The organism is Kitasatospora sp. NPDC041988 (assembly GCF_055588525.1).
In genome coordinates this window covers 1-22153 of sequence record NZ_JBVJCO010000002.1, presented here as the reverse complement: position 1 = coordinate 22153, position 22153 = coordinate 1, and the positions used below count along the sequence as shown (strand labels likewise).

Annotated in this window: 20 protein-coding genes and 1 riboswitch; of the genes, 14 read left to right on the top strand and 6 right to left on the bottom strand. The window is 75.2% G+C overall.

The features are described from left to right. Positions 1 to 107: 107 nt before the first annotated feature. Together ACZ6NC_RS03040 and ACZ6NC_RS03035 are read left to right on the top strand one after the other, a co-directional pair. Entirely contained in the window at positions 108 to 1922 is a 1815-nt protein-coding gene (locus tag ACZ6NC_RS03040; protein ID WP_465728358.1) for an ATP-binding cassette domain-containing protein, read from the top strand. A gap of 159 nt (positions 1923 to 2081) precedes the next feature. Further along, a complete protein-coding gene (locus ACZ6NC_RS03035) occupies positions 2082 to 2261 on the top strand; it encodes a hypothetical protein (RefSeq protein ID WP_465728356.1) in 180 nt (59 codons plus the stop codon). 72 nt (positions 2262 to 2333) lie between these two features. Here the strand turns inward: ACZ6NC_RS03035 and ACZ6NC_RS03030 are convergent, their stop codons facing one another. After that, positions 2334 to 3422 (bottom strand): alcohol dehydrogenase catalytic domain-containing protein, encoded by a 1089-nt coding sequence (locus ACZ6NC_RS03030; RefSeq protein WP_465728354.1) that lies wholly within the window; start codon positions 3420 to 3422, stop codon positions 2334 to 2336. 79 nt (positions 3423 to 3501) lie between these two features. Beyond that, the gene (locus tag ACZ6NC_RS03025) at positions 3502 to 3675 is read right to left on the bottom strand and encodes a hypothetical protein (protein WP_465728352.1); all 174 of its coding nucleotides are present in this window, start codon (positions 3673 to 3675) and stop codon (positions 3502 to 3504) included. Between ACZ6NC_RS03025 and ACZ6NC_RS03020 the strand changes: the two genes are divergently transcribed. From ACZ6NC_RS03020 to ACZ6NC_RS03000, 5 genes are all read left to right on the top strand, one after another. Continuing rightward, positions 3662 to 4660 (top strand): M48 family metallopeptidase, encoded by a 999-nt coding sequence (locus ACZ6NC_RS03020; RefSeq protein ID WP_465728350.1) that lies wholly within the window; start codon positions 3662 to 3664, stop codon positions 4658 to 4660. The genes ACZ6NC_RS03025 and ACZ6NC_RS03020 overlap by 14 nt on opposite strands. Positions 4661 to 4807: 147 nt before the next feature. Beyond that, a complete protein-coding gene (locus ACZ6NC_RS03015) occupies positions 4808 to 5461 on the top strand; it encodes a class I SAM-dependent methyltransferase (protein ID WP_396319526.1) in 654 nt (217 codons plus the stop codon). Positions 5462 to 5657: 196 nt separating this feature from the next. After that, positions 5658 to 6935, top strand: coding sequence for a hypothetical protein (locus ACZ6NC_RS03010; RefSeq protein WP_465728348.1), 1278 nt, complete (start codon positions 5658 to 5660; stop codon positions 6933 to 6935). Positions 6936 to 6942: 7 nt separating this feature from the next. Continuing rightward, the gene (locus ACZ6NC_RS03005; protein ID WP_465728346.1) at positions 6943 to 7953 is read left to right on the top strand and encodes an N-acetylmuramoyl-L-alanine amidase; all 1011 of its coding nucleotides are present in this window, start codon (positions 6943 to 6945) and stop codon (positions 7951 to 7953) included. Between the two features lie 208 nt (positions 7954 to 8161). Continuing rightward, complete coding sequence (locus ACZ6NC_RS03000; protein WP_465728344.1) at positions 8162 to 9097, top strand: hypothetical protein; 936 nt, start codon at positions 8162 to 8164, stop codon at positions 9095 to 9097. A gap of 290 nt (positions 9098 to 9387) precedes the next feature. Here the strand turns inward: ACZ6NC_RS03000 and ACZ6NC_RS02995 are convergent, their stop codons facing one another. From ACZ6NC_RS02995 to ACZ6NC_RS02985, 3 genes are all read right to left on the bottom strand, one after another. Beyond that, positions 9388 to 10467, bottom strand: coding sequence for a glucosidase family protein (locus tag ACZ6NC_RS02995; RefSeq protein ID WP_465728342.1), 1080 nt, complete (start codon positions 10465 to 10467; stop codon positions 9388 to 9390). Beyond that, on the bottom strand, positions 10464 to 11213 hold the full coding sequence (locus tag ACZ6NC_RS02990) for a class I SAM-dependent methyltransferase (RefSeq protein WP_465728340.1): 750 nt from the start codon (positions 11211 to 11213) through the stop codon (positions 10464 to 10466). Before ACZ6NC_RS02990 ends, ACZ6NC_RS02995 begins: the two co-directional genes overlap by 4 nt. Before the next feature lie 94 nt (positions 11214 to 11307). Next, positions 11308 to 12618 (bottom strand): glycosyltransferase family 4 protein, encoded by a 1311-nt coding sequence (locus ACZ6NC_RS02985; protein ID WP_465728338.1) that lies wholly within the window; start codon positions 12616 to 12618, stop codon positions 11308 to 11310. A 291-nt stretch (positions 12619 to 12909) separates the two neighbouring features. Between ACZ6NC_RS02985 and ACZ6NC_RS02980 the strand changes: the two genes are divergently transcribed. The 6 genes from ACZ6NC_RS02980 to ACZ6NC_RS02955 all read left to right on the top strand — a co-directional run bounded on the left by ACZ6NC_RS02980 (position 12910) and on the right by ACZ6NC_RS02955 (position 20361). Next, positions 12910 to 13572, top strand: coding sequence for a TetR family transcriptional regulator (locus tag ACZ6NC_RS02980; protein WP_465728337.1), 663 nt, complete (start codon positions 12910 to 12912; stop codon positions 13570 to 13572). 163 nt (positions 13573 to 13735) lie between these two features. Further along, a riboswitch (cobalamin riboswitch) is annotated at positions 13736 to 13856 on the top strand. An 87-nt stretch (positions 13857 to 13943) separates the two neighbouring features. Continuing rightward, positions 13944 to 15227, top strand: coding sequence for a prenyltransferase/squalene oxidase repeat-containing protein (locus ACZ6NC_RS02975; RefSeq protein WP_465728335.1), 1284 nt, complete (start codon positions 13944 to 13946; stop codon positions 15225 to 15227). A gap of 398 nt (positions 15228 to 15625) precedes the next feature. Then, on the top strand, positions 15626 to 16315 hold the full coding sequence (locus tag ACZ6NC_RS02970) for an SCO2322 family protein (RefSeq protein WP_465728940.1): 690 nt from the start codon (positions 15626 to 15628) through the stop codon (positions 16313 to 16315). Positions 16316 to 16581: 266 nt separating this feature from the next. Next, on the top strand, positions 16582 to 17715 hold the full coding sequence (locus tag ACZ6NC_RS02965) for a CbiQ family ECF transporter T component (protein WP_465728333.1): 1134 nt from the start codon (positions 16582 to 16584) through the stop codon (positions 17713 to 17715). Between the two features lie 130 nt (positions 17716 to 17845). Further along, positions 17846 to 19477, top strand: coding sequence for an ABC transporter ATP-binding protein (locus ACZ6NC_RS02960; RefSeq protein WP_465728331.1), 1632 nt, complete (start codon positions 17846 to 17848; stop codon positions 19475 to 19477). Continuing rightward, positions 19474 to 20361, top strand: a complete 888-nt coding sequence (locus tag ACZ6NC_RS02955; RefSeq protein ID WP_465728330.1) for an ECF transporter S component — start codon at positions 19474 to 19476, stop codon at positions 20359 to 20361. Before ACZ6NC_RS02960 ends, ACZ6NC_RS02955 begins: the two co-directional genes overlap by 4 nt. A 43-nt stretch (positions 20362 to 20404) precedes the next feature. On the opposite strand, the gene ACZ6NC_RS02950 is transcribed toward ACZ6NC_RS02955, so the two are convergent. Further along, positions 20405 to 21253, bottom strand: coding sequence for a helix-turn-helix domain-containing protein (locus tag ACZ6NC_RS02950; RefSeq protein WP_465728329.1), 849 nt, complete (start codon positions 21251 to 21253; stop codon positions 20405 to 20407). Between the two features lie 156 nt (positions 21254 to 21409). Here ACZ6NC_RS02950 and ACZ6NC_RS02945 point away from each other — a divergent pair, with 156 nt between their 5' ends. Then, positions 21410 to 22015 (top strand): NADPH-dependent FMN reductase, encoded by a 606-nt coding sequence (locus ACZ6NC_RS02945; protein ID WP_465728328.1) that lies wholly within the window; start codon positions 21410 to 21412, stop codon positions 22013 to 22015. The last annotated feature ends 138 nt before the right edge of the window (positions 22016 to 22153 follow it).

Genomic DNA, 22153 nt, shown 5'->3' with positions numbered 1-22153 from the left:
TCCCCGAGTCGCTCGCCGGGCCCGAGAGCGCCGACACCGGCTCCGCACCCACCGGACCGTCGGACACAGCCTCGGCGCGCACCAGAAGTCGGCCCCGCCGACTTCTCGTGCAGCCCCGCTCGCCCGGCTGGGCGCTGCTCGGGCGGCAGCTCGCCGACACGAGGGGGGCGTTGTGGCGGCTGCTCGGGTGGTCCGGGATCGAGGCGTTGCCGGCGTTGGTGTCGGGGCTGATGGTGTCGGCCGCCGTGGACCAGGGGTTCCTGGCCGGGCGGCCGGGGGTCGGGGTGGCCTGGCTGGCCGGCTTCGGTGCGGTGACCGCCGCCCGCGCATACGCGGCACGGGCCGGGTTCCCGCACCTCGCGGCCGTGGTCGAGCCGCTGCGGGACGCTCTGGTGGAGCGCGTCGTCCGGGGCGCGCTCGCCCGGCCGTACGCCGATCCGGCCGAGGTCGCCCGGCTGACCGAACAGGTCGAGTCCGCACGGCAGTTGACCGCCACCCTGCTGCGGACGCTGCGCGGGGTCGGGGTGACCCTGGTCGCGGCCCTGGTCGGCCTGACCGTGCTCGCGCCCACCGTACTGCCGCTGGTCCTCGTCCCCCTGCTCGCCGCCGGCCTGCTGTTCGCCCGGCTGCTCCGCCCGCTGGTGGACCGGCGCCGCGCCGTCGTGATTGCCGAGGAGCGCCTCGCCGCCGAGGCCGGCCGCGTCCTCCACGGGTTGCGCGACATCCAGGCCACCGGCACCCGGCAGCGGACAGCCGAGGCACTCGCCGCCACCGCCGGGGACAGCGCCGCCGCCTCCCGCGCGCTCGGCCGGGCCGCCGCGGTCCGCTCGCTGGTGGTTGCGCTCGGCGGCCGTCTGCCGGTGCTGGCGGTGGTCGCGGCGGCGCCCTGGCTGCTCGACGACGGCGGCCTCACACCCGGCGAGCTGCTCGGCGTGGCCACCTATCTGCTCCAGCAACTCGACCCCGCGGTACGGACCTTGGCCGGTACGGTCGGCGGCTGGCTGCTGAGCCTGGCCGTCGTCCTCGACCGCCTCGCCACCACCTCCCACGAACCGGAGCCGGAACCCGGACCGGGGTCGGAGCCGGAACCCGGACCGGGGCCGGAACCCGAGTCGACACCGACGCCCACCACCCGCACCACCGCCCCCACCCTCCGCCTCGCCGCCCTCCGCCACGCCCACGGCCCGACCGCCGAACCGGTCTTCGCCGGCCTCGACGTAACGACGGCCCCCGGCGAGCACCTGGCCGTGGTCGGCCCGAGCGGAACGGGGAAGTCCACCCTCGCCGCGCTGCTCGCCGGCCTGCTGGCGCCGCTCGGCGGCGAGGTCACCGTGGACGGCGTCCGCCCGCACCTGCTCCCCGACGGCGACCGCGCGCGCCTGGTGGCGCTGCTCCCGCAGGAGGCGTACGTGTTCCCGGGTACGGTCCGCGCCAATCTGCGCTGGCCCGCCGCGTCCGCCGAGGCCCACCCAGACGACGCCCAACTCGCCAGCGCCACAGCCATTCTGGGTGCTGACGAGGTCGTCGCCCGGCTCGGCGGCCCCGACGCCGTGCTCGCCGATCCGGGCGCACTCTCGGCCGGCGAACGCCAACTCCTGGCGCTGGTGAGGACGTACCTCTCCCCCGCCCCCGTCGTGGTGCTGGACGAGGCCACCTGCCACCTGGACGCCACCGCCGAGGACCGGGTCGAGCGGGCGTTCGCCGCCCGCCCCGGGGTGCTCGTGGTGGTGGCGCACCGGATCAGTTCGGCGCTCCGGGCCGACCGCGTCCTGCTGCTGGACGGCGGCCGCGGTGTGCTCGCGCGGCACGGCGATCTCCAGGTGCTGTCGCCGCTGTACCGCGAACTGGTGGGCCACTGGCTGGGTTCGGCCGGTCCGCGCGGAGCCGTGCCGTTCGCGGGCCATCCATCAGGATCTCGATAGGATCTTGCCCGCTCCGGCCGTTATGGTGGCCGGGGCACGGGCCGTGATCACCGGCTCTGGCGCGGTTCATGCGCCCGGTCGTGCCGGTCACGCGCCCGACTGCCCGCGGCGCCCGCCTGGCGCCGAAGCACCTGCACCCTCGCACGGAAGACGATTCTGATGTCCGACACCCTCACCGACACCACCGGACCCGCGGCCAACGGGACCGACGCCGACGGGACCACGGCCGAGGACACCGCGTCACACGGCCGCCACCGCGGCCGTTCCGCCGCCGACGACCGCCCGGAGGCCGACCCGCACGGGCGGCACCGGCTCGGCCTCGGAGCCGACCGGGGCTGAGCCCGCTCCCTCAGTGCGCGGCAGGGCCCGCCGGTGCGCCGGCGGGCCCTGCCGCGTTCCGGCGACGGGGGCTCAGTCCAGCGTGACGACCGTCCGCAGCGCCTCGCCGCCCCGCATCTGCGCGATGGCCTCGTTGACGTCCGCCAGCCCGACCCGGTGCGTGATCATCCCCGTGAGGTCGATCCGCCCGGCCCGCCAGAGGTCCACCACCAGTGCGATGGTGCGCGGCACGGACGCCCCGCCGTACAGCGAGGGCAGCAGCCGCTTCTCGTTGAAGAACAGCTCGCCCATGGTGAACTGCGCGAGGTCGTCCTGCGCCCCGGCGCCGATCACCACCACCGCTCCCCCGCGCCGCGCCGCGTCGTACCCGGCCCGGACGGTGGCCCCGCGGCCGACCGCCTCGAAGACGTAGTCGAACCCGCCGCCCGGCATGCCCTTCGCGACGGCCTTCAGCTCCTCGGGGGCGAGCGCGTCGGTGGCGCCGAACGCCAGCGCCCGCTCCCGCCGCGAGGCGACCGGGTCGACCACGGCGATCCGGCCCGCACCACAGACCCGGGCACCCTGCACGGTCGCGACGCCCACCCCGCCGGCGCCGATCACCGCGACGGAGGCGCCCGGCTCGACCTGCGCGGTGTGGACGGCGGCGCCGATGCCGGTGGTCACCCCGCAGCCGATCAGGGCGGCCAGCTCGTACGGCAGGTCGGCCGGGACCTTGATCACGGCGTCACGCTCGACCACCACCTCCTCGGCGAACGAGCCGGTGCCGTAGAAGCCGGAGGCCTCGACCGGGACGCCGCCCTCGTCGAACCGGAAACCCGGAGCGCCGAGCCGGCGCAGGCTGGAGACGCAGAGGTGTCCGCGTCCGCGCTCGCAGTGGGCGCAGCGGCCGCAGGGCGCCATCCAGCAGAGCACCACCCGGTCGCCCGCCTCGATGCCGGTCACGCCCTCGCCGACCTCCACCACGTCGCCGGCGCCCTCGTGGCCGGGGACGAACGGCGCGGGCTGCGGCAGGACGCCACTCATCGCCGAGAGGTCGGAGTGGCAGAGGCTCGCCGCCCGCAGGCGGACTCTCACCTTGCCGGGGCCGAAGCCGACCGCCACCACGTCGTCGCGGACGTCGAGCGTGTCCTGGCCGGTCTTGTGCAGGATGGCTGCGCGCATGGGGCTGCTCCCGGGTTCCCCTCGGATCGGTGGTCGGGCCGATTCTGGCACGGCACGCCCGCGCGGAGTAGAACACGTTTCACTCGCGGCGCCCGGGCAGCGGGGAGCAGCTGTACCAGGAGCTCGCCGCCGGCGGCACCACCTCCAGCGGACGGCGCGACTGGATCGCCGCCGCGGCCACCGCCTCGCTCGTCCACCTCGGCACGGCCGCGCTGTTCGGCTGGTCGCTCTGGCTGCTGGTGACCGGGAACACCCCGCTCCGGTGCCTGGGCGCGCTCGTCCTCGCGGTCGTCGTCCTGCTCCGCCCCCGGATCGGTCGGGTGCCGCGCGGCGAGAGCGTGCTGCAGCGGGAACAGGCACCCGCCCTCTACGGTCTCGCAGACCGGGTCGCGGCCGAGCTCGGGGCGCGGCCGGTCGGAGCGATCCGGGTCGACGACGCGTTCAACGCCAGCCTGGGGGTCGTCGGGCTGCGTCGGCGCAGCGTGCTCACCCTGGGCCTGCCGCTCTGGGAGGCGCTCGACGAGCAACAGCGGATCGGCCTGCTCGGCCACGAGCTCGCCCACCGGGTGAACGGCGACCACCGGCGCGGCCTCTGGCTCGGCTCGGCGATCGGCGCGCTGGCGCACTGGTACGACCTCGCCCGTCCGCGCGAGTCGGTCGGCGACGCGGCCGGGTTCCGGCTGCTGTTCCAGCTCGCCGACCTGATCGCCAACGTGCTGCTCAACTCGCTCGCCTGGCTGCTCATGCGGGCCCTGTTGCTGCTCGACCGGCTCACCGCCCGGGCCGGACACCAGGCCGAGTACCACGCGGACGCACTCGCCGCGCGGGCCGCGTCCACCGAGGCCGCCCACGGGATGCTGGAGACGCTCCTGCTCTCCGAGGCCGCCACCACCCTCGTCTCCCGGCTGCGCGTCTCCCACCAGCACCGCCCCCGGGCGCCGCGCCGCGGCGCGGCCCCCACCCGGCCCGTCCCGCCGCCCGAGGCCCTGTGGGCGGAGCTCCGCGACCACCTCGCCACCGTCCCGCCGCTCGAACGCGAGCGCCTGCTTCGCCGCTCCGCCCGGGACCGGGCCGCCGTGGACGCCACCCACCCCCCGACCCACCTCCGCCTCGCCCTCCTCGCCCAGCGCCCGCCCCTCCCTGCCGCCGTCACCACCACCCCCACCGAATCCGCCGCCATCGCCGCCGAACTCGCCCCCCACCGCACCCGCATCGCCCGCTCCCTCCTCGCCCCCTGACCGGACCGCGCACAGGAAGTCGGCCGGGCCGACTCCCTGCTCCGCTGCACGTCGGGGTAGGCGGGACGGTGGGGCGTACTGTCGAGTAGGGTCCGACGGCGAGTACGGAGTACCGAGTACCGACCACCCCTGGCAAGGAGCTGCAGCATGTCCGACCTCCTGGAGAACACGCGACCCGGGGCCGAGGTGCTGGCGGCGTTCGAGGGTGCGACCGGGTTCATGCCGGTGGACGAGGGGCTGGCGCTGTACGCGGCGGCCGTGACGGCCGCGCGGCGCACGGGGCTGCCGGTACTGGAGATCGGCACGTACTGCGGGCGTTCGGCGATCCTGCTCGCGGCGGCCGCCCGGGAGGCGGGGACGGTCGCGCTGACCGTCGACCACCACCGCGGGTCCGAGGAGCAGCAGCCCGGCTGGGAGTACCACGACCCGACGCTGGTCGACCCGGAGGTCGGCCGGATGGACACGCTCCCGCGCTTTCGCCGCACGCTGCACGCGGCCGGGCTGGAGGAGCACGTGGTGGCACTGGTCGGCCGTTCGCCGCAGATCGCGGCGCTCTGGGGCGGGCGGCTCGGCCTGGTCTTCATCGACGGCGGCCACACCGACGAGCACGCCACCGGCGACTACGAGGGCTGGGTGCCGCATCTGGCGCCCGAGGGCCTGCTGGTGGTGCACGACGTCTTCCCCGATCCTGCGGACGGCGGGCAGGCCCCGTACCGGGTGTACCTGCGGGCGCTCGCCGAGGGGTTCGAGGAGATCTCGGTGACCGGTTCGCTGCGGGTGCTTCGCCGGACCGCCGCCTGATCCGTCCCCGCCGGGATCCGCGTACCCGCCCCACGGGCGATCACGGATGCTCTAACGTCGTGCCGGGGCTGTCGGGCGGGGGTTCGAACGGTACGGTGTCCGCGCGGCGCCGACGGGTGCCGCAGGCGACGACAAAGCGACAAAACGGCACAGCACCAGGCAGAGCATCCGGGCAGACGGTGGGGGCTAGAGCGCAATGACGGACCAGCAGAACACGGCTCCGGCGGTCTGGGACCCAACCGCGCGCGGCGGCGCCGGCGGCTGGGTCCGCGGCCCGCAGCAGCAGCCTGCCCCCGGCAGCGCGCAGAACCCCGCCGCGCCCCCGCCCGCGGCCGTCCCGCCTGCCGGGGCGCCCCCGCGGCCGCCCGGGCCGGGCGCCGTCGGCGACCAGGGCCCGCCGCTGGGGGCGCGCCCGTACCTGTCGGCCGCCCCCGGCTACGACGCCCCGACCGCGCCCGCCTTCCCGGCAACAGCCCCGCGGCCGGCCGGCCCGCCTCCGGCCGCACAGCCCACGGCCCCGCCCGCCGGCGGCTTCCCGGGCCACGCGACCCCGCAGCACCAGGGCCCGGCCCAGCCCGGCGGCTACGGCTACCCGGCAACCCCGCCGCAGCCCCCGCACCCGCAGCAGCTGTACGGGCAGCAGCCCTACCCGCCGCAGCCCTACCCCCAGCAGCCGTACGGGCAGCCCGACCTCCCCGCCGACTACCCCACCGGCTACGACGACCTGGACGACGAGGACCGCCCCGGCAGCAAGCGCGCACCGCTGCTGATCGCCTTCGCCCTCCTCTTCGTGCTGGCGATCGGCGGCGGCATCCTCTGGGCGGTGAAGGGCAACGGCGACTCGGCCGACAAGGCCGCCCCCGGCCCGTCCGCCACCGGCGCGCCCACGGACGCGACGGCCTCTGGCAACCCGCAGCCCGCCCCGGTGCCCAGCGGTTCGGCCGACGCGCCGAGCCCGACCGCCACCGACACCGCGTCCGCCTCCGCGAGCCCGACGGCCGGCGCGCCCGGCCCCAACGCGCAGGCCCAGGCCAAGGCGCTGGACGAACTGCTGACCCAGGGCGAGAGCGCAAAGGCGCCGATAGGCAGCGCCGTCGCCAAGGTGTCCAGCTGCCCGTCCAAGGCCGACATCGACAGTGCGGCGCAGGTCTTCGACACCGGCGCCAAGCAGCGCGACCAGCTGCTCACCAAGCTCGCCGCCCTGGCCGTCACCGACCTGCCCGGCGGCGCGGACGCGGTGGCGTCGCTGAAGTCGGCCTGGCAGCTGTCCGCCGACATCGACCGCGCGTACGCGAGCTGGGCGCGTGCGGTGTCCGGGCAGGGCTGCTCCGGTTCGGCGCCGAACACCGCCGACAAGAAGCACGCCGACGAGCTCAACCCGCAGGCCACCCAGGCGAAGAAGGACTTCGTGGCGAAGTGGAAGACCATCGCGGACATGTACGGCCTGACCGCGCGCACCCAGGACAGGATCTGAACCACCCGTGACCCGCACCACCGACGGCAGTACGCACGACGAACCGCCCCGCCGTTCCCGCCTGTTGCGCACCACCGCGGTGGCCGGCGCGGTGGTGCCGCTCTGCCTGGCCGGCTGGCTGGGCTGGCAGGCCGTCGGCGACCACGGCCGGGCGGACGACGCCGCACCGTCGGCCCACACGGCCGAGGCGGCCGCCCCGCCGGCGCCGTCCACTGCAGCGGCGCCGTCCACCGCGACGACCTCGGGGACCGCCCCGGCCACCACTGCGGGACCGGAACCGGCGAGCACACCGTCGGCCTCCCCCGAGACCGTGCCCACGCCCGCCCCCACCACCCCCGCGTCCACCGCCCTCGCCGGCCGGACCGTGGTGATCGACCCCGGCCACAACCCCGGCAACTTCGCCCACACCACCGAGATCAACCGCCAGGTCGACATCGGCAACGCCCGCAAGGAGTGCGACACCACCGGCACCTCCACCAACGCCGGCTACACCGAGGCCGAGTACAGCCTGGACGTGTCCCGCCGGGCCCGCGCGATCCTCGCCGCCCGCGGGGCCACGGTGGTGCTGGTCCAGGACGGGGACCGGCCCTGGGGCCCGTGCATCGACGAGCGCGCCCGGGCGGGCGCCGATGCGCACGCCGACGTGGCGGTCTCGGTGCACGGGGACGGCGGCCCGGCCGGCGGCAGCGGGTTCCACGTGATCATGCCCGCGAAGGTGGTCGCGGGGAAGGCGGACACCTCGGCGATCGTCGCACCCTCGCACCGGCTCGGCCTGCTGCTGCGCGACAGCTTCCACACGGCGACCGGCGAGCCGTACGCCGACTACACGGCGAGTCAGGGACTGGACACCCGCTCCGACCTCGGCGGGCTGAATCTCTCGACGGTTCCCAAGGTGTTCATCGAGTGCGGTAACATGCGCAACTCGACCGACGCCAGGCGGATGACGGACCCTCAGTGGCGCCAGCAGGCAGCCCAGGGGATCGCGGACGCGCTGACGACGTTTCTGACCACCCGGTAGGCGTCCGCGGCCGAGGGGCCCACTCGACCACCGGGTGGACGGCAGGAGTCGGACCCGCACAGTTTGCAACGACTTCGCCCCATTCCCGAGCCCGCTGTGCACCCGCGAGGCGGTTGGCCCTAGGCTTCTGGTCCGTTCGGAGTTTTCCGGGCCGGTCAAGCCGACCGTGCAAACCGCCGTCCACGACACACCAACGAGGGGAACGTTAGTGAATCTGCGCGCTCTCACCAGGGGAGACGCCGCCGTCGCAGGTGCGGCCGTCCTGCTCTTCATCGCCTCCTTCCTGCCGTACTGGACCGTGGACTGCAGTGGCAGGTACTGCGGTGACACGTCGCAGAACGCCTGGGACAGCGTCCTGTTCCCCGTCCTGCCCTCGGTCTTCCTGCTCGGCATCCTCGCCGCCGTACTGATCCTGGTGCAGCGTTTCCAGGGTGCCGCGGCCGCCAACCGCCAGGTGCTCGGCCTGCGGCTGGACCAGTGGGGCATCGCCTTCGCCGTCGCCGCGCTCTGGACCTCGATCTGGTCCCTGGGCGGCGGCCCGAAGGGCCTGGACCACGGCTTCGGCGCCTGGCTCGCCGTCATCTCCCTGATCGTGCTCGCCGGTGCCGCCGCGGCCGCCCCGCTGGTGCCCGCGCTGAAGGCGCCGCTGGTGACCGACAAGCCGGCCGCCCCGCAGGGCTACCCGGGCGGCTACCCGGCCCCGCACGCCGGTCAGCCCGGCCAGCCTGGCCAGCCCGGCCAGTACGGCTACCCGGCCCCCGGCCAGGACCCGCTCCAGGCGCAGCCGCCGGCCTTCGGTGGTCAGCCCGGCGGTTACGGCTACCCGGCCCCGCAGGCCGGCCAGCCCCAGGACGGTGCCGCCCAGCAGGCCGCCGCCGCACAGGCCGCTGCCCAGCAGGCTCCGGCCGCCCAGGCGCAGCCCGCCCCGGCGGCCCCGGCCGCCGACTTCGCGCCGTTCTGGTTCGCCGTCCCGGCGCCGCGTCAGCTGGCCCCGAAGGACAACCCGGCCGGTGGCCCGGTCGGCGAGCTGGTCCCGGGCACCTGGTACCTGGCGGTCGAGCAGCGCGGCGCCGCGCTGGTCGCCCAGCTCCAGGACGGCTCCCAGGGCGTGCTGACCGACACCTCGGGCATCCAGCGCGGCTGACGCCCAGGCAACAACGCTGAAGGGGGGGGGGGGGGGGGGGGGGGGGGGGGGGGGGGGGTCGGGGGGGGGGGGGGGGGGGGGGAAGGAGGGGGCAAGCAGCCCCACGACCATCCGGACCGCTCAAAGGACGCACGCGGGGTGGGCCTACCCAACCCTTAGGAACCCAGGTGCGGCGAACCCCAGGACACAACCTGGGGGGGGGGGGGGGGGCCGCCCCCCCCCCCCCCCCCTTCAGCGTTGCGGCGCCGAGTCGTTGCGGCGCCGAGTGCTCGACGCCCCGTGAGGCCGCCTCAGCAGCAGTCCTGCACCACCAGCCCGGCGGGCAGCTGGTCGCCGCCGAAGACCGCCACCGTGGCCGGGTCGCCGCCGAGCGCGGCGACGGCCAGCAGCAGCGCGCCCGCCGTCCAGGTGGTGCGCTCCTCGGGCCAGATGGCATCGTCCTCGAAGACGTACCCGGTCCAGTACGACCCGTCGGTGTGCCGCAGGTGCTTCTGGATCCAGCGCAGGATGTCCACCGCGCGGTCGGACTCGCCGACCGCCCAGAGCGCGAGGGCCAGTTCGGCACTCTCGCCGCCGGTCACCCAGGGCCGGTCGCTGACGCAGCGCACGCCGAGGCCGGGCACGACGAAGCGGTCCCACTCCCGTTCGATCCGCTCCAGCGCTGCCCGGCCGCGCAGCGCGGTGCCGAGCACGGGGTAGTACCAGTCCATCGAGTAGCGGTCCTTGTCGAGGAACCGCTCGGGGTGGTGGGCGATGGCGTGCCGCAGCTTGCCGGCCGCCAGCTCCCAGTCGGGCTGCGGCTCCTCCAGGTAGTCGGCGATGGCCAGGCCGCAGCGGAGCGCGTGCAGAATGGAGGACGAGCCGGTGAGCAGCGCCTCGTCGGGCGCCTCGCCGTTCTCGTCGACCCGCCAGGAGATCGGCCCGCCGGGCAGCCGCAGGCCGACGATGAAGTCCAGGGCGCGCCTGACGACGGGCCAGATCCATTCCAGGAAGGCGTCGTCGCCGGTGCTGAGGTGGTGGTGCCAGACGCCGACCGCGACGTACGCGCAGAAGTTGGTCTCCTTGGCCGCGTTGGAGACCTGGCCGTCCGTGCCGCCCTGCCCGTAGCTGTAGGCCGCGTACCAGGATCCGTCGGGGTTCTGGTTGGCAGCCAGCCAGCGGTAGGCGGCCTCGGCGGCGGCGTGCTCGCCGGCGGTGTCCAGGGCCATCGCGGCCTCGGTGTGGTCCCACGGGTCGAGGTGGTGGCCGGTGAACCAGGGTATGGCGCCGTCGCTCTGCTGCTCGGCGAGGATGCTGCGGACGGTGCCGGCGGCCTGCTCGGCGTCGAGCACCCCGTCCAGCAGCAGCACCTCGGGGACGGCGGCGGTCACTCGCCGGCCCGGGCGGTCTCGGCGCGGTTGGGCTTGGAGGCGTAGGCGACGAAGCTCTTGCCGATGACCGGGTTGAGCGCCTTCTCGGCGGCCTTGGTGAGGGTGCTGATCACCGGGGTGCCGACGATGTCCCAGACCAGCAGCTGGTGGTAGGCCCTGACCGGCAGCGCCTTGTCGTTGTCCACGCCGACCGCGCACTTGATCCACCAGTACGGCGAGTGCAGCGCGTGCGCGTGGTGGGTGCCGTACGGCTCCAGGCCGGCGTCCTTGAGCTTGCCGACCAGTTCGTCACCGCGGTAGATGCGGATGTGGCCGCCCTCGACCTCGTGGTACTCGTCGGAGAGCGCCCAGCAGATCTTCTCGGGCAGCCAGCGCGGCACGGTGACGGCGAGCAGGCCGCCGGGCTTGAGGACGCGGAACATCTCGTTGAGCACGCCCTTGTCGTCCGGGATGTGCTCCATCACCTCGGAGATGATGATCTTGTCGAAGTACTCGTCCTCGAACGGCAGGGCCAGCGCGTTGCCCTCCATGGCGACCGCCGACGCACCTTCGGGCGCCTCGCCGGCCTGCTCCATGGCCGCGAACCACTTCCTGACCTCGGCGATCTCCTCGGTGTTCTGGTCGAGGGCGATCACGTTGGCCCCGCGCCGGTAGCACTCGAACGCGTGCCGCCCCCCGCCGCAGCCCAGGTCGAGCACCCGGTCGCCGGGGGCGAGCGGGAAGCGCGAGAAATCAACGGTCAGCACTGCGGGGCTCCCATTCCTTTGGTACCAAACGCCCCTGACGACACATCAGACCGGGCGGGGACAGAATGACTTGAAGAGGGTGACGTGACGGCCGTCAGGCCACGTACCGCCAGCCCGGACCGGAGCGGGCCCGCTGCCCGACCCCGGTGGCGATCGCTGCCCGGTAGCCCTCGACGGTCAGTTCGGCGGCCCGCTGCCAGGTGAACCGTTCGAGCACCCGCTCGCGCCCGGCCTCGCCGAGCGCGTCGCGCAGCTCCGGATCGTCCAGCAGCCGGCCGAGCGCCGCCGCCAGCGCGTCCGCGTTGCCCGGCGGGACGGCCAGACAGGTCTCGCCGTCCGGCCCGGCCACCTCGGGGATCGCCCCGCCGGTGGTGGCGACCAGCGGCGTACCGGTGGCCATCGCCTCGGCGGCGGGCAGCGAGAACCCCTCGTACAGGGACGGCACGCAGGCCACTTCGGCCGAGCGGTAGAGGTCGACCAGCTCCTGATCGGTCAGGCCGCTGCGGAACTCGATGTGCCGTTCCAGGCCGAACCGGCGCACCGCCTCGGTGACCGGCCCCTGCTCCTTCTGCGGCTTGCCGACCACGACCAGGTGCGCGTCCCGCTCGGTGCGGACCTTGGCCAGCGCCTCCACCAGGTACACCAGCCCCTTGAGCGGCACGTCCGCACTGGAGGTGGTGACGATCCGGCCGGGCACCCGCCGCACCGTCCCCGACGGGGACCAGAGCCGGGTGTCGGCGCCGATCGGCACCACCGAGACCGCGCCGGGCGCGGCGCGCAGGTGCTCGACGATCTCCCGCTTCGAGCTGCCGGAGACGGTGATGATGTGCTCCAGCCGGGCGGCCACCCGGCGCTGCATCCGGGTGAAGGCGTACCAGCGGCGCAGCGACAGCCGCCTGAGCCGGGTGGGGGCCGCGTCCAGCTCCAGCTGCCGGTCCACCGTGATCGGGTGATGGATCGTGGTGACCAGCGGGAACCCGTGCCGCCCCAGGCCGAGCAGGCCGTAGCCGAGCGTCTGGTTGTCGTGCACCACGTCGTAGCGGCCCTTGTGCAGGGCGAGGTACCGGCGGGCGCGCAGCGAGAAGGTCAGCGGCTCGGGGAAGCCGCCGGTGCGCATCGTGGCGACCTCCAGCACGTCCACCGGGCCGCGGTACTCGGCGAGGTCCGGGGTGCGGAACGGGTCGTCGGCGCGGTAGAGGTCCAGGCTGGGCAACTCGACCAGCCGGACCGAGCCGGGGCCCTCGACCTCGTCCAGTACGGGGTACGGCTGGGCGCCGATCACGTCCACGTGGTGGCCCAGCCGGGCCAGTTCACGGGAAAGGTGCCGTACGTAGACGCCCTGGCCGCCGCAGAACGGGTCGCCGCGGTACGACAGCAGGGCAATCCGCAGCGGTTGCGCGGTCATCCTCGGCCCCCATCTCTGCTGCTAGGTGTGCTGCCGGTCGGTAAAGTAGATCAGGTTTCAGTGTGGTGTGGAGTTCGCCACTGACCATGTGAACAATGAGAGACCTTGAAGATACCGGCCCGTAGCTTCTCGTCAGGAGCCAGGGCTGGTGATTCACGCCACGCCGGATCACCCGCCCGACCTGCCGGACCTGCTCCACCGGACCGGCAGGACGGACCTGCTCCGGAACCGTTCCGGACCTGCTCCGGCACTTCAGGAGCACCCCGCCAGTCTCGCGCACCGGGAGCACCCTTGCCGTCGCCCGCCGCACCACACCCTGCGCCGCCCGCCGCGGCGCACCCCGCGCCGCGCTCCGCACCGCAGCCCGCGCCGCACCCCGACGGCCCGCCGCTGACCGCCCGGCAGGCCGAACGGCGGCGGCGGATCCTGCGCTCCGCGACCGCGCTGGCGGCCCGCGGCGGGTACGACGCGGTGCAGATGCGGGAGGTCGCGGAGGGCGCGCAGGTGGCGCTCGGCACCCTCTACCGGTACTTCCCGTCGAAGGTACATCTGCTGGTCGCGGTCATGCTGGAGCAGTTGCAGAGCCTTCAGGAGCACGTCCGGCGGCACCCTCCGGCCGAGCTCGAACCGGCCCCGCGGGTCGCCGAGACACTCACCCGCGCGTTCCACGCGCTCCAGCGCGAACCACTGCTGGCGGAGGCGATGGTCCGGGCGCTCTCCTTCGCGGACCGCTCGGTCAGTACCGAGGTGGACCTCGTGAGCACCGCCACCGGCCAGCTCATCCTGGACGCGATCGGCCAGTCGGGGCCGCCCACCGACAGCCAGCGCGCCGCCGTCCGGGTGATCGAGCACACCTGGCACTCGGCCCTGGTGTCCTGGCTCTCCGGCCGCTCCTCGATCGCCGAGGTCCGCGCCGACCTGCACACCGCCGCCCGGCTGCTCACCCTGCCCTGACGTCGGCCTGCCGCCGGCCCGTCGCCGCCTCGCCGCTGCCGGTGCCGGCGCTCGCCGGTGCTCGCCGGGCCCTGTGGCGGCGCCTCGCCGGCCAAGTGGAACCTGTTCTCGCCCGGGCCGGTTCGGCAGCCCCCGTGCGGCGGCTAAAGTCGACCCGCAGGACAACTCCATCCCGCTTCTCCTCCGGGGAAAGCCGGTGCGAATCCGGCACTGACCCCGCAACCGTGAGCCCGGCGCTGGACGGCCGGGCGAGTCGGAATGCCCGGGGAGAGGCGAGCGGCCACACCGGGCACACCCGCACCCGGCACCGTCGAGGTCTACGGAACGGCCCACCCGGGCCACCACCGCTCACCGAAAGGCTCACCTCCACCATGCTCACCGCCGCCCGCCTGGGCGCCGCCGCCCTGTCCGCCGCGCTGCTCACCGGCGGCGCCGCCGCTCCGGCCCTCGCCGACAGCCCCTCGCCCAGCGCCGCCGCCGTCCCCGAAGGCCTCTACGGCAAGGGCGACCCGACGTTCGACGGGGTGTGGCGGCAGTCGCTCGCCCTCACCGCGCTGGCCGGCGCCAAGGTGACGCCCGCCGACTCCGCCGTCTCCTGGCTCACCGGCCAGCAGTGTGCGGACGGCGGCTGGCCGTCGTTCCGCGCGGACACCGCGGCCGCCTGCGCCGCCGCGACCGAGGACAGCAACGCGACCGCCGTCGCCGTCCAGGCGCTGGTCGCGCTCGGCGGGCACCAGGACGCCGTCGACAAGGGCGTCCAGTGGCTCAAGGCCAACCAGAACGCGGACGGCAGCTGGGCCTACAATCCCGGCAGCCCCGGCGACGCCGACTCCACCGGCCTCGCCGTCAACGCCCTGCTCGCCGCCAAGGTGGACCCGGCCGGCGTCGCCAAGGCCGGAAAGAACGCCTTCGACGGGCTGGCGCTCTTCCAGCTCGGCTGCGCCGCCCCCGCCGACCAGCGCGGCGCCTTCGCCTACCAGCCCAAGCCGGACGGCGCGCTCGAACCGAACGCCCTCGCCACCGGCCAGGCCTCGCTGGCCGCGGTCGGCGGAAAGCTGCCGGTCACCAACACCAACCGGACCGACGCCGCGCCCAAGGCGCTCACGTGCGCGGACGGCTCCACCGGCACGGGCGGCTCCGCGCCGACAGCCGTGCCGCGCGCCGACTCCGGCGAGGCCACGGGCGCCTACCTCACCGCACAGCTCGCGGCCGGCGGGCAGCACCTCACCCTGACCACCCCCGGCGCCGCCCCGACCCCCGACTACACCGCCACCGCCTGGGCCGCGCTCGGCCTGATCCAGGGCGGCCACCCGCAGCAGGCCACCGGCGCGGTGGACTGGCTGGCCAAGGAGGGCACCGCCTGGACCAAGGGCGGCACCGACGCCTCCGCCACCGCCACCCTGCTACTCGTCGCCCAGGCCGCCCAGCGCGACCCGGCCTCGTTCGGCGGCGACCTCGTCGCGCAGCTGACCGCCCTCGGCCCGGCGCCCAAGGCGACCGCCCCGGCCTCGGCCTCGGCTGCCGCCTCCGCGCCGGCGAAGGAGAAGAAGGACGGCGGCATCGGCCAGTGGTGGCCGATCGGCATCGGCCTGCTCATCGGCATCGGCGGCGGCGTGCTCCTGAGCATCCAGCGCAAGCGCGGCCCGAAGCTGTGACCAGCCCCGCCACCCCGACCGGCTCCGGCCCGGCCGGGCCGACTCCCGGGGCAGGCGCCGCGAGCTCGTGTTCCGGTGCGGAGCGGCGGGTTGCGGAGCGGCGAGTCCGTGATCGGCGGGTCGCGGATCACGAGGTCGCGGATCACGGGGTCACGGATCGCCAGGTCACTGATCACGAGGTCACGGATCGCCAGGTCACTGATCGCCAGGTCACGGATCGCCAGGTCGTGGACGCGCCGGTGGCGACCGGCCGGCCGACTGTCACCGGCAGGCCCGCGCCCACCACCCCGCTGCCGCCCGCCGGCCTGCCTGGCCGGCTCCCGGCAACGCTCGCCCCGACACCGGCCGCCCCGGCAACGCTCGCCCCCGCACCCGCGGCTCCCAGTCGCTGTCGGCGGGTGGCGCCCGCGCTCGTCCGGTTCGTCGCCGGGGTGGTGGCCGGGGTGCTGATCCTGTTGGTCCTCGGGGCCGCGCCGGCGCAGGCCGCCGGGTACCGGTACTGGTCGTTCTGGAAGTGGTCCGACGGCGCATGGGCCTACCAGCAGCAGGGGCCCGCCGTGTACGTGCCACCGGACGGCGGCGTGGACGGGTGGCGCTTCGCCGTCAGCCCCGACGGCGGCCGGGACGCCGCCCGCCCCGGCACCGCCCCGGACTTCGCCACCGTCTGCGGCAGCACGCCCGCGCAGCAGGGGCGTAAGCGCGTAGGTGTCGTCCTGGACTTCGGCACCGCCGCCGACGCCGCCGGCGAGACCCCGCCCGGGCCCCGCACCGCCTGCGCCGTCGTGCCCGGCAACGCCAGCTCGGCCGAGGTGCTGGCCACCGTCGCCCCGCCGCTGCGGTACGACACCAACGGGCTGCTCTGCGCCATCGCCGGCTATCCGAAGGCCGGCTGCGCCGACCAGCTCGGCGGAGCCGGCCGGCCCAACGATCAGCCCTCCGACCGTTCCTCCGCCGACGCCGCTGCCACCACCGCGCGCAACGACGGCTCGCCCGGCACCAGCGGCCCGGACCTCGGCGTGATCGCCGGCGCCGTGCTCGTCGCCGTCCTGGCCGCGGGCACCGTCTGGCAAGCGCGCCGCCGCCGCTGAACAGGCACCCGAATATGTTGACCGGTCCACATATATCGACCGGTCTATATATATCGACCGGTCTACTTATGACGACCGGTCTACAGAAAGGGCTCCCGCCCGACCAGCCGGAGTAGGAAGTCGGCCCATCCGACTTCCTACTCCAGGGCCACCCCGAGTCAGCCCCGAGTCAGCTCCAGGCCCACCCCCGCACCCCACCCGCACAACAGCCCGCCCCCGCCAGCCCCGCCCCACCCCCGCCCTCCCCGACCTGGACCTCCTCCCCCGTGACCACACCCCGCGCCGCCGGCCCGCCCCGCACCCCCCGCGCCACCCGCCGCCCGCCCGTCGGCCCCCGCCAGCTGCACCCCGGGGCCTGGTGGCTGTGGGCGCTCGGCCTGGGCGCGGCGGCCACGCGCACCACCAACCCGCTCCTCCTGCTGCTCCTCGTCGCCGTGGCCGGCTACGTGGTGGCCGCCAGGCGCGGCGATGCGCCGTGGTCGCGTTCGTACGGCGCGTTCCTCCGGCTCGGGCTGCTGGTGCTGGGCATCCGCCTGGTGTTCGCCGTGCTGCTCGGTTCGCCGGTCCCCGGGACGCATGTGCTCTTCACCCTCCCCGAGGTGCCGCTGCCCGCCTGGGCGCAGGGCGTGCGGATCGGCGGCCGGGTCACCGTCGAGGGCCTGCTCGCCGCGCTCTACGACGGGCTGCGGCTGGCCACCCTGCTGATCTGCGTCGGCGCCGCCAACGCTCTCGCCAGCCCGGCCCGTCTGCTGCGCGCGCTGCCCGGCGCGCTCTACGAGGCGGGTGTGGCCGTCGTGGTGGCGATGACCTTCGCACCGAACCTGGTCGCCGATGTCCAACGGCTGCGCGCCGCCCGTCGGCTGCGCGGGCGTGCCGACCGGGGCATCGCCGCCGTGCTGAGCGTCGGGCTTCCCGTCCTGGAGGGCGCGTTGGAGCGTTCGGTGGCGCTCGCCGCCGCCATGGACACCCGTGGCTTCGGTCGCACCGCCGACATCCCGCCGCGCCTCGCCCGCACCACCGCCGTGCTGACCCTGGCCGGCCTGCTCGGCGTCTGCCTCGCCGCGTACGGGCTGCTGACCGCCGGCGGCGCCGGCTGGGCCCTGCCCGTGCTGCTGCTCGGTCTTGCCGCCGCATCCACCGGGCTGCTGCTCGGCGGCCGGCGTTCCACCAGGAGCCGCTACCGGCCCGATCCGTGGGCGCTGCCCGAGTGGCTGACCGCGGGATCGGGCGCCGCCGTGGCCGGGTTGACGATCTGGCTCTCCGCCCAGGACCCTGCCGCCTTCGCCCCAACCGTCGTCCCGCCGACCGCCCCCACGCTGCCGCTGGCCGCCGTCGTCGCCATCCTCGTCGGCCTGGTCCCGGCGTTCGCCGCCCCGCAGCCACCACGGAGGACGGCGTGACCGCCTCACCCCAGACCCCTGCCTCACCCCAGCCCCCCGCCCAGGGCCCCGCCCCGGCCCGCACCCCGACCGGGGCCACCGCACAGCCGCCCGCCCGACCCGCCACCCCGCACCCGCCCCGGAGGGCCTCGTGATCACCTTCGAGCAGGTCTCCGTCCAGTACGCCGATGCCGGGGCCCCGGCCCTGAGCGGCGTCGACCTGACGATCCCCGAGGGCGAACTCTGCCTGCTGGTCGGCCCGTCGGGCTCCGGCAAGTCCACCCTGCTGGGCACCGTCAGCGGTCTCGTCCCGCACTTCACCGGCGGGGTGCTGCACGGCCGGGTCACCGTCGGCGGGCGCGACACCCGCGAGCACCGGCCGCGTGAACTCGCCGACCTGGTCGGCACGGTGGGCCAGGACCCGCTGGCGCACTTCGTCACCGACACGGTCGAGGACGAACTCGCCTACGGCATGGAGTCCTTGGGCCTGGCCCCGGACGTGATGCGGCGCCGGGTCGAGGAGACGCTCGACCTCCTCGGTCTCGCCGACCTCCGTGACCGCGCCCTGGGCTCCCTCTCCGGCGGCCAGCAGCAGCGCGTCGCGATCGGTTCGGTGCTCACCGTCCACCCGCGCGTGCTGGTCCTGGACGAACCCACCTCCGCGCTCGACCCGGGCGCCGCCGAGGAGGTGCTGGCCGTGCTGCAGCGGCTGGTCCACGACCTCGGCACCACCGTGCTGATGGCCGAGCACCGGCTGGAGCGGGTCGTCCAGTACGCCGACCAGGTGCTGCTGCTCAACCCCGGCGCGCCGCCCGTCCTCGGTGAACCCGCCGAGGTGATGGCGCACTCGCCCGTTCACCCGCCCGTGGTCGGCCTCGGCCGGCTCGCCGGCTGGGACCCCCTGCCGCTCTCCGTCCGCGACGCCCGCCGCAAGGCCGCCGCCCTCCGTACCCGGCTCGACGGCCTGCACCCGGCAACCGCCCCTGAACCGACCGCAACCACCCCCGTCGCCGTAACCGACCGCCTCGCCGTCAAGCGCGGCCCCGTCCCCGCCCTGCGCGGCGTCGACCTCACCCTCCGACCCGGCGAGATCACGGCGCTCATGGGCCGCAACGGCGCCGGCAAGTCCACCCTGCTCGGTACCCTGGTCGGGCTGCACACGCCCGCCACCGGCAGCGCCCGGGTCGGCGGGCTCACCCCGCACCGCACCCGGCCCGCCGACCTGATCCGCCAGGTCGGCCTCGTCCCGCAGGACCCGCGCGACCTGCTCTACGGGGAGAGCGTCACCGCCGAGTGCGCCGCGGCCGACAGCGACGCGGGCGCCGCCCCCGGCACCTGCCGCGCCCTGGTGGAGCGGCTGCTGCCCGGCATCGCCGACACCACCCACCCGCGCGACCTCTCCGAAGGCCAGCGGCTCACCCTGGCCCTGGCCGTAGTCCTCACCGCCCGGCCCCCGCTCCTGCTGCTGGACGAGCCGACCCGCGGCCTCGATTACGCCGCCAAGGCCCGCCTGGTCGAGATCCTGCGCACGCTCGCCACCGAGGGCCACGCCGTCCTGCTCGCCACCCACGACGTGGAGCTGGCCGCCGAACTCGCCCACCGCACGGTGATCCTGGCCGAGGGCGAGATCGTCGCGGACGGTCCGACGCCCGAAGTGGTGGTCTCCTCGCCCGCGTTCGCCCCGCAGGTCGCCAAGATCCTCGCCCCCTCCCCCTGGCTCACCGTCCACCAGGTCGAACGGGCCCTCGACGGGAGCACCGGACCCGACGGGAGCACCGGATGAACCGCCCCACCGCCGCCCCCCGGCCCCTCACCCGCCCGGCCGCACTCGCCCGCCCCGTTCCCCTCGGCCGCCGCTCGATCGCGACCCTGCTCCTCACCTCCCTGGTCGGCGTGGCCGCCTTCGGCTGGCCGCTGCTCGCCGCCACCGACTCCGCGCTGGTCGGCCACTCCACCGACGCCCCCTGGCTGTTCGCCCTGCTCCTGCCGTTGCTGCTCGCCGTCGTGATCGCCCAGATCTCCGAGGGCCGCACGGCCGGCGGCGGCGCCCCCGGCCTGGACGCCAAGTCGGTCGCCCTGCTCGGTGTGCTGGCCGCCGCGGGCGCGGCCCTGCGCCCGCTCGGCGCCGGCACGGCCGGCCTGGAGCCGATGTTCTTCCTGATGGTGCTGTCCGGACGGGTGCTCGGCCCGGGCTTCGGCTTCGTCCTCGGCTCGCTCTCGATGTTCGCCTCCGCCCTGCTGACCGGCGGGGTCGGCCCCTGGCTGCCGTTCCAGATGCTCTCGATGGGCTGGGTCTGCCTCGGCGCCGGCCTGCTCCCCGGCGCCGCCACCCTCCGCGGCCGCCGCGAACTCGCCCTGCTGGCCGGCTACGGGGCACTGTCCTCCGTGCTCTACGGAACGATCATGAACCTCCAGGGCTGGCCCTACATCGCCGGCCTGGCGAGTTCGATCTCCTTCGTCCCCGGCGACCCGGTCGGCACCAACCTGGTCCGTTTCGCCGCCTACTGCCTCACCACCTCCCTCGGCTGGGACCTCCCCCGCGCCGCCCTCACCGTCGTCCTCTGCCTCACCCTCGGCACCCCCGTCCTGCGCGCCCTGCGCCGCGCCACCCGCCGCGCCGCCTTTGCCGCCCCGGTGGCGTTCCACCCGCCGGAGAAGGCGCCGTAGCTCCGGGCCGTGACCGCCGGGTCGGCAGAGACTCGGCAGAGACTCAGACCGCCCGCAGGGCACCCGGGCGGCGGCCGGTGAGGCGGTCGAGCGCGGCAGCGGTGGCCTCGTCGGCCGGCAGGTGGACGACGAGCCGCTGGTCGTCGTCGGCGGGCAGTTCGAGCGTCTCGTAGGCCAGCCGCAGCTCCCCCGCCTCCGGGTGGACGACCCGGGTGAACCCGTTCGCCCTCGGCAGCCCGGGCAGAGTCTCCAGCCGCCCGGCGAACTCCGCCCCGCACGACACGGTCAACTCGTCCATCAGCATGCCGACATGGGCATCGGACCGCCCGGGCCCCTGCTTGACGGCCGCGACCTGCTCGTCGGCGACCCGATCCCAGTCCGGGTATGCCGTGCGCGCCCGCGGATCGGTGAAGACGAACCGCGCGAGGTTCGGCTGCCTGCCGTCCAGTAGTCCGATCGGCCCGGCCAGCAGCCGGTACCCGTCCGTGCAGGCCAGGATCTCGCTCAGCCTGTTCAGCACCACGGCGGGCGCCGGTTCCAACCGGTCGAGCAGCGCCTGCACGGTCGGCCTCACCACCCGGTTCGGCCCGGCCCCGCCCGTGCAACTGAAGCCCGGATCGGCCCCCTTGGCCAGCCGGTACAGGTGGACCCGCTCGGCGGCGGTGAGCCGCAGCGCGTCTGCCAGCGCCGACAGCACCGGCATCGACGGCCGCCGGTCCCGCCCCTGCTCCAGCCTGGTGACGTACTCGACGCTGACCCCGGCGATCGTCGCCAGCTCCGCGCGGCGCAGTCCGGGAGTGCGGCGGCGCGGCCCGACGGGCAGTCCCACCTCGGCCGGCGTGACGGCCTCACGGCGGAGGCGCAGGAAGAGGCCCAGCTCGTTGTCGCTCACCCGCCGAACGTAACACCCGGGCGGCACCCGGATCGTGGCCCTGCCACTACCACTCTCCGCCCGGCCTTCCTCCGGTCCCGCGGACCGGGCAGTTTGGAGTGCACGGCCCCGGCAGGGAGCCGGACAACCCCAACCCCCTTCCTGAGGAGCGCAACCATGTCCAGTGAGCGACTGAACCTCGCAGTGATCATCGGCAGTGTCCGGGAGGGCCGCTTCGGCCCGGTGGTGGCGCACTGGTTCGTCGAACAGGCCGAGCGGCACGGCGAGTTCGCGGTCGACCTGATCGACCTGGCGGACGTCGAGATCCCGCTCGAACTGCCCTCCGTGTCACCGGCGTTGCAGCCCGACCTGCCCCGCCCCGCCGGCATGGCCGACCTGACCCGGCGCCTTGAGGCCGCCGACGCGATCGTCGTGGTGACGCCCGACTACAACCGCAGCTTCCCGGCAGCACTGAAGGCCGCCATCGACTGGCACTACACCCAGTGGCAGGCCAAGCCGATCAGCTTCGTCGGCTACAGCGGGGGCAGCGGCGGCCTGCTGGCGATCGAGCAACTGCGCCAGGTGTTCAACGAACTGCACGCCCACACCGTCCGGGAGTACGTCTCCTTCCCGCGCTACTACCTGCTCTTCTCCCCGGACGGCACCCTCATCGCCCCGGAGGAGCCGGAGGGCTCGGCCAAGGTCATGCTCGACCAGCTGCTCTGGTGGGCCTCGGTCCTCCACGACGCCCGCCGCGACCACCCCTACGTCGCGAGCCGGTGACCCGCCCGGCGGCGCGCCCCGGACCCCCCCCGGGAGCCCCCGCCCCCCCCCCACACCCAACCCTCCGCCGTGCTCCCACTAGGGGAGTCCCCCCCCCCCGAGGGAAAACACCCGCCCGGGAGTGAGCTCTCCCTCCCC

Excerpts from the sequence above, each read along its gene's own strand:
- ACZ6NC_RS03035 (WP_465728356.1), top strand. The coding sequence starts at position 2,082 with ATGTCCGACACCCTCACCGACACCACCGGACCCGCGGCCAACGGGACC.
- ACZ6NC_RS03030 (WP_465728354.1), bottom strand. The coding sequence starts at position 3,422 with ATGCGCGCAGCCATCCTGCACAAGACCGGCCAGGACACGCTCGACGTC.
- ACZ6NC_RS03015 (WP_396319526.1), top strand. The coding sequence starts at position 4,808 with ATGTCCGACCTCCTGGAGAACACGCGACCCGGGGCCGAGGTGCTGGCG.
- ACZ6NC_RS03010 (WP_465728348.1), top strand. The coding sequence starts at position 5,658 with ATGACGGACCAGCAGAACACGGCTCCGGCGGTCTGGGACCCAACCGCG.
- ACZ6NC_RS02985 (WP_465728338.1), bottom strand. The coding sequence starts at position 12,618 with ATGACCGCGCAACCGCTGCGGATTGCCCTGCTGTCGTACCGCGGCGAC.
- ACZ6NC_RS02975 (WP_465728335.1), top strand. The coding sequence starts at position 13,944 with ATGCTCACCGCCGCCCGCCTGGGCGCCGCCGCCCTGTCCGCCGCGCTG.
- ACZ6NC_RS02955 (WP_465728330.1), top strand. The coding sequence starts at position 19,474 with ATGAACCGCCCCACCGCCGCCCCCCGGCCCCTCACCCGCCCGGCCGCA.
- ACZ6NC_RS02945 (WP_465728328.1), top strand. The coding sequence starts at position 21,410 with ATGTCCAGTGAGCGACTGAACCTCGCAGTGATCATCGGCAGTGTCCGG.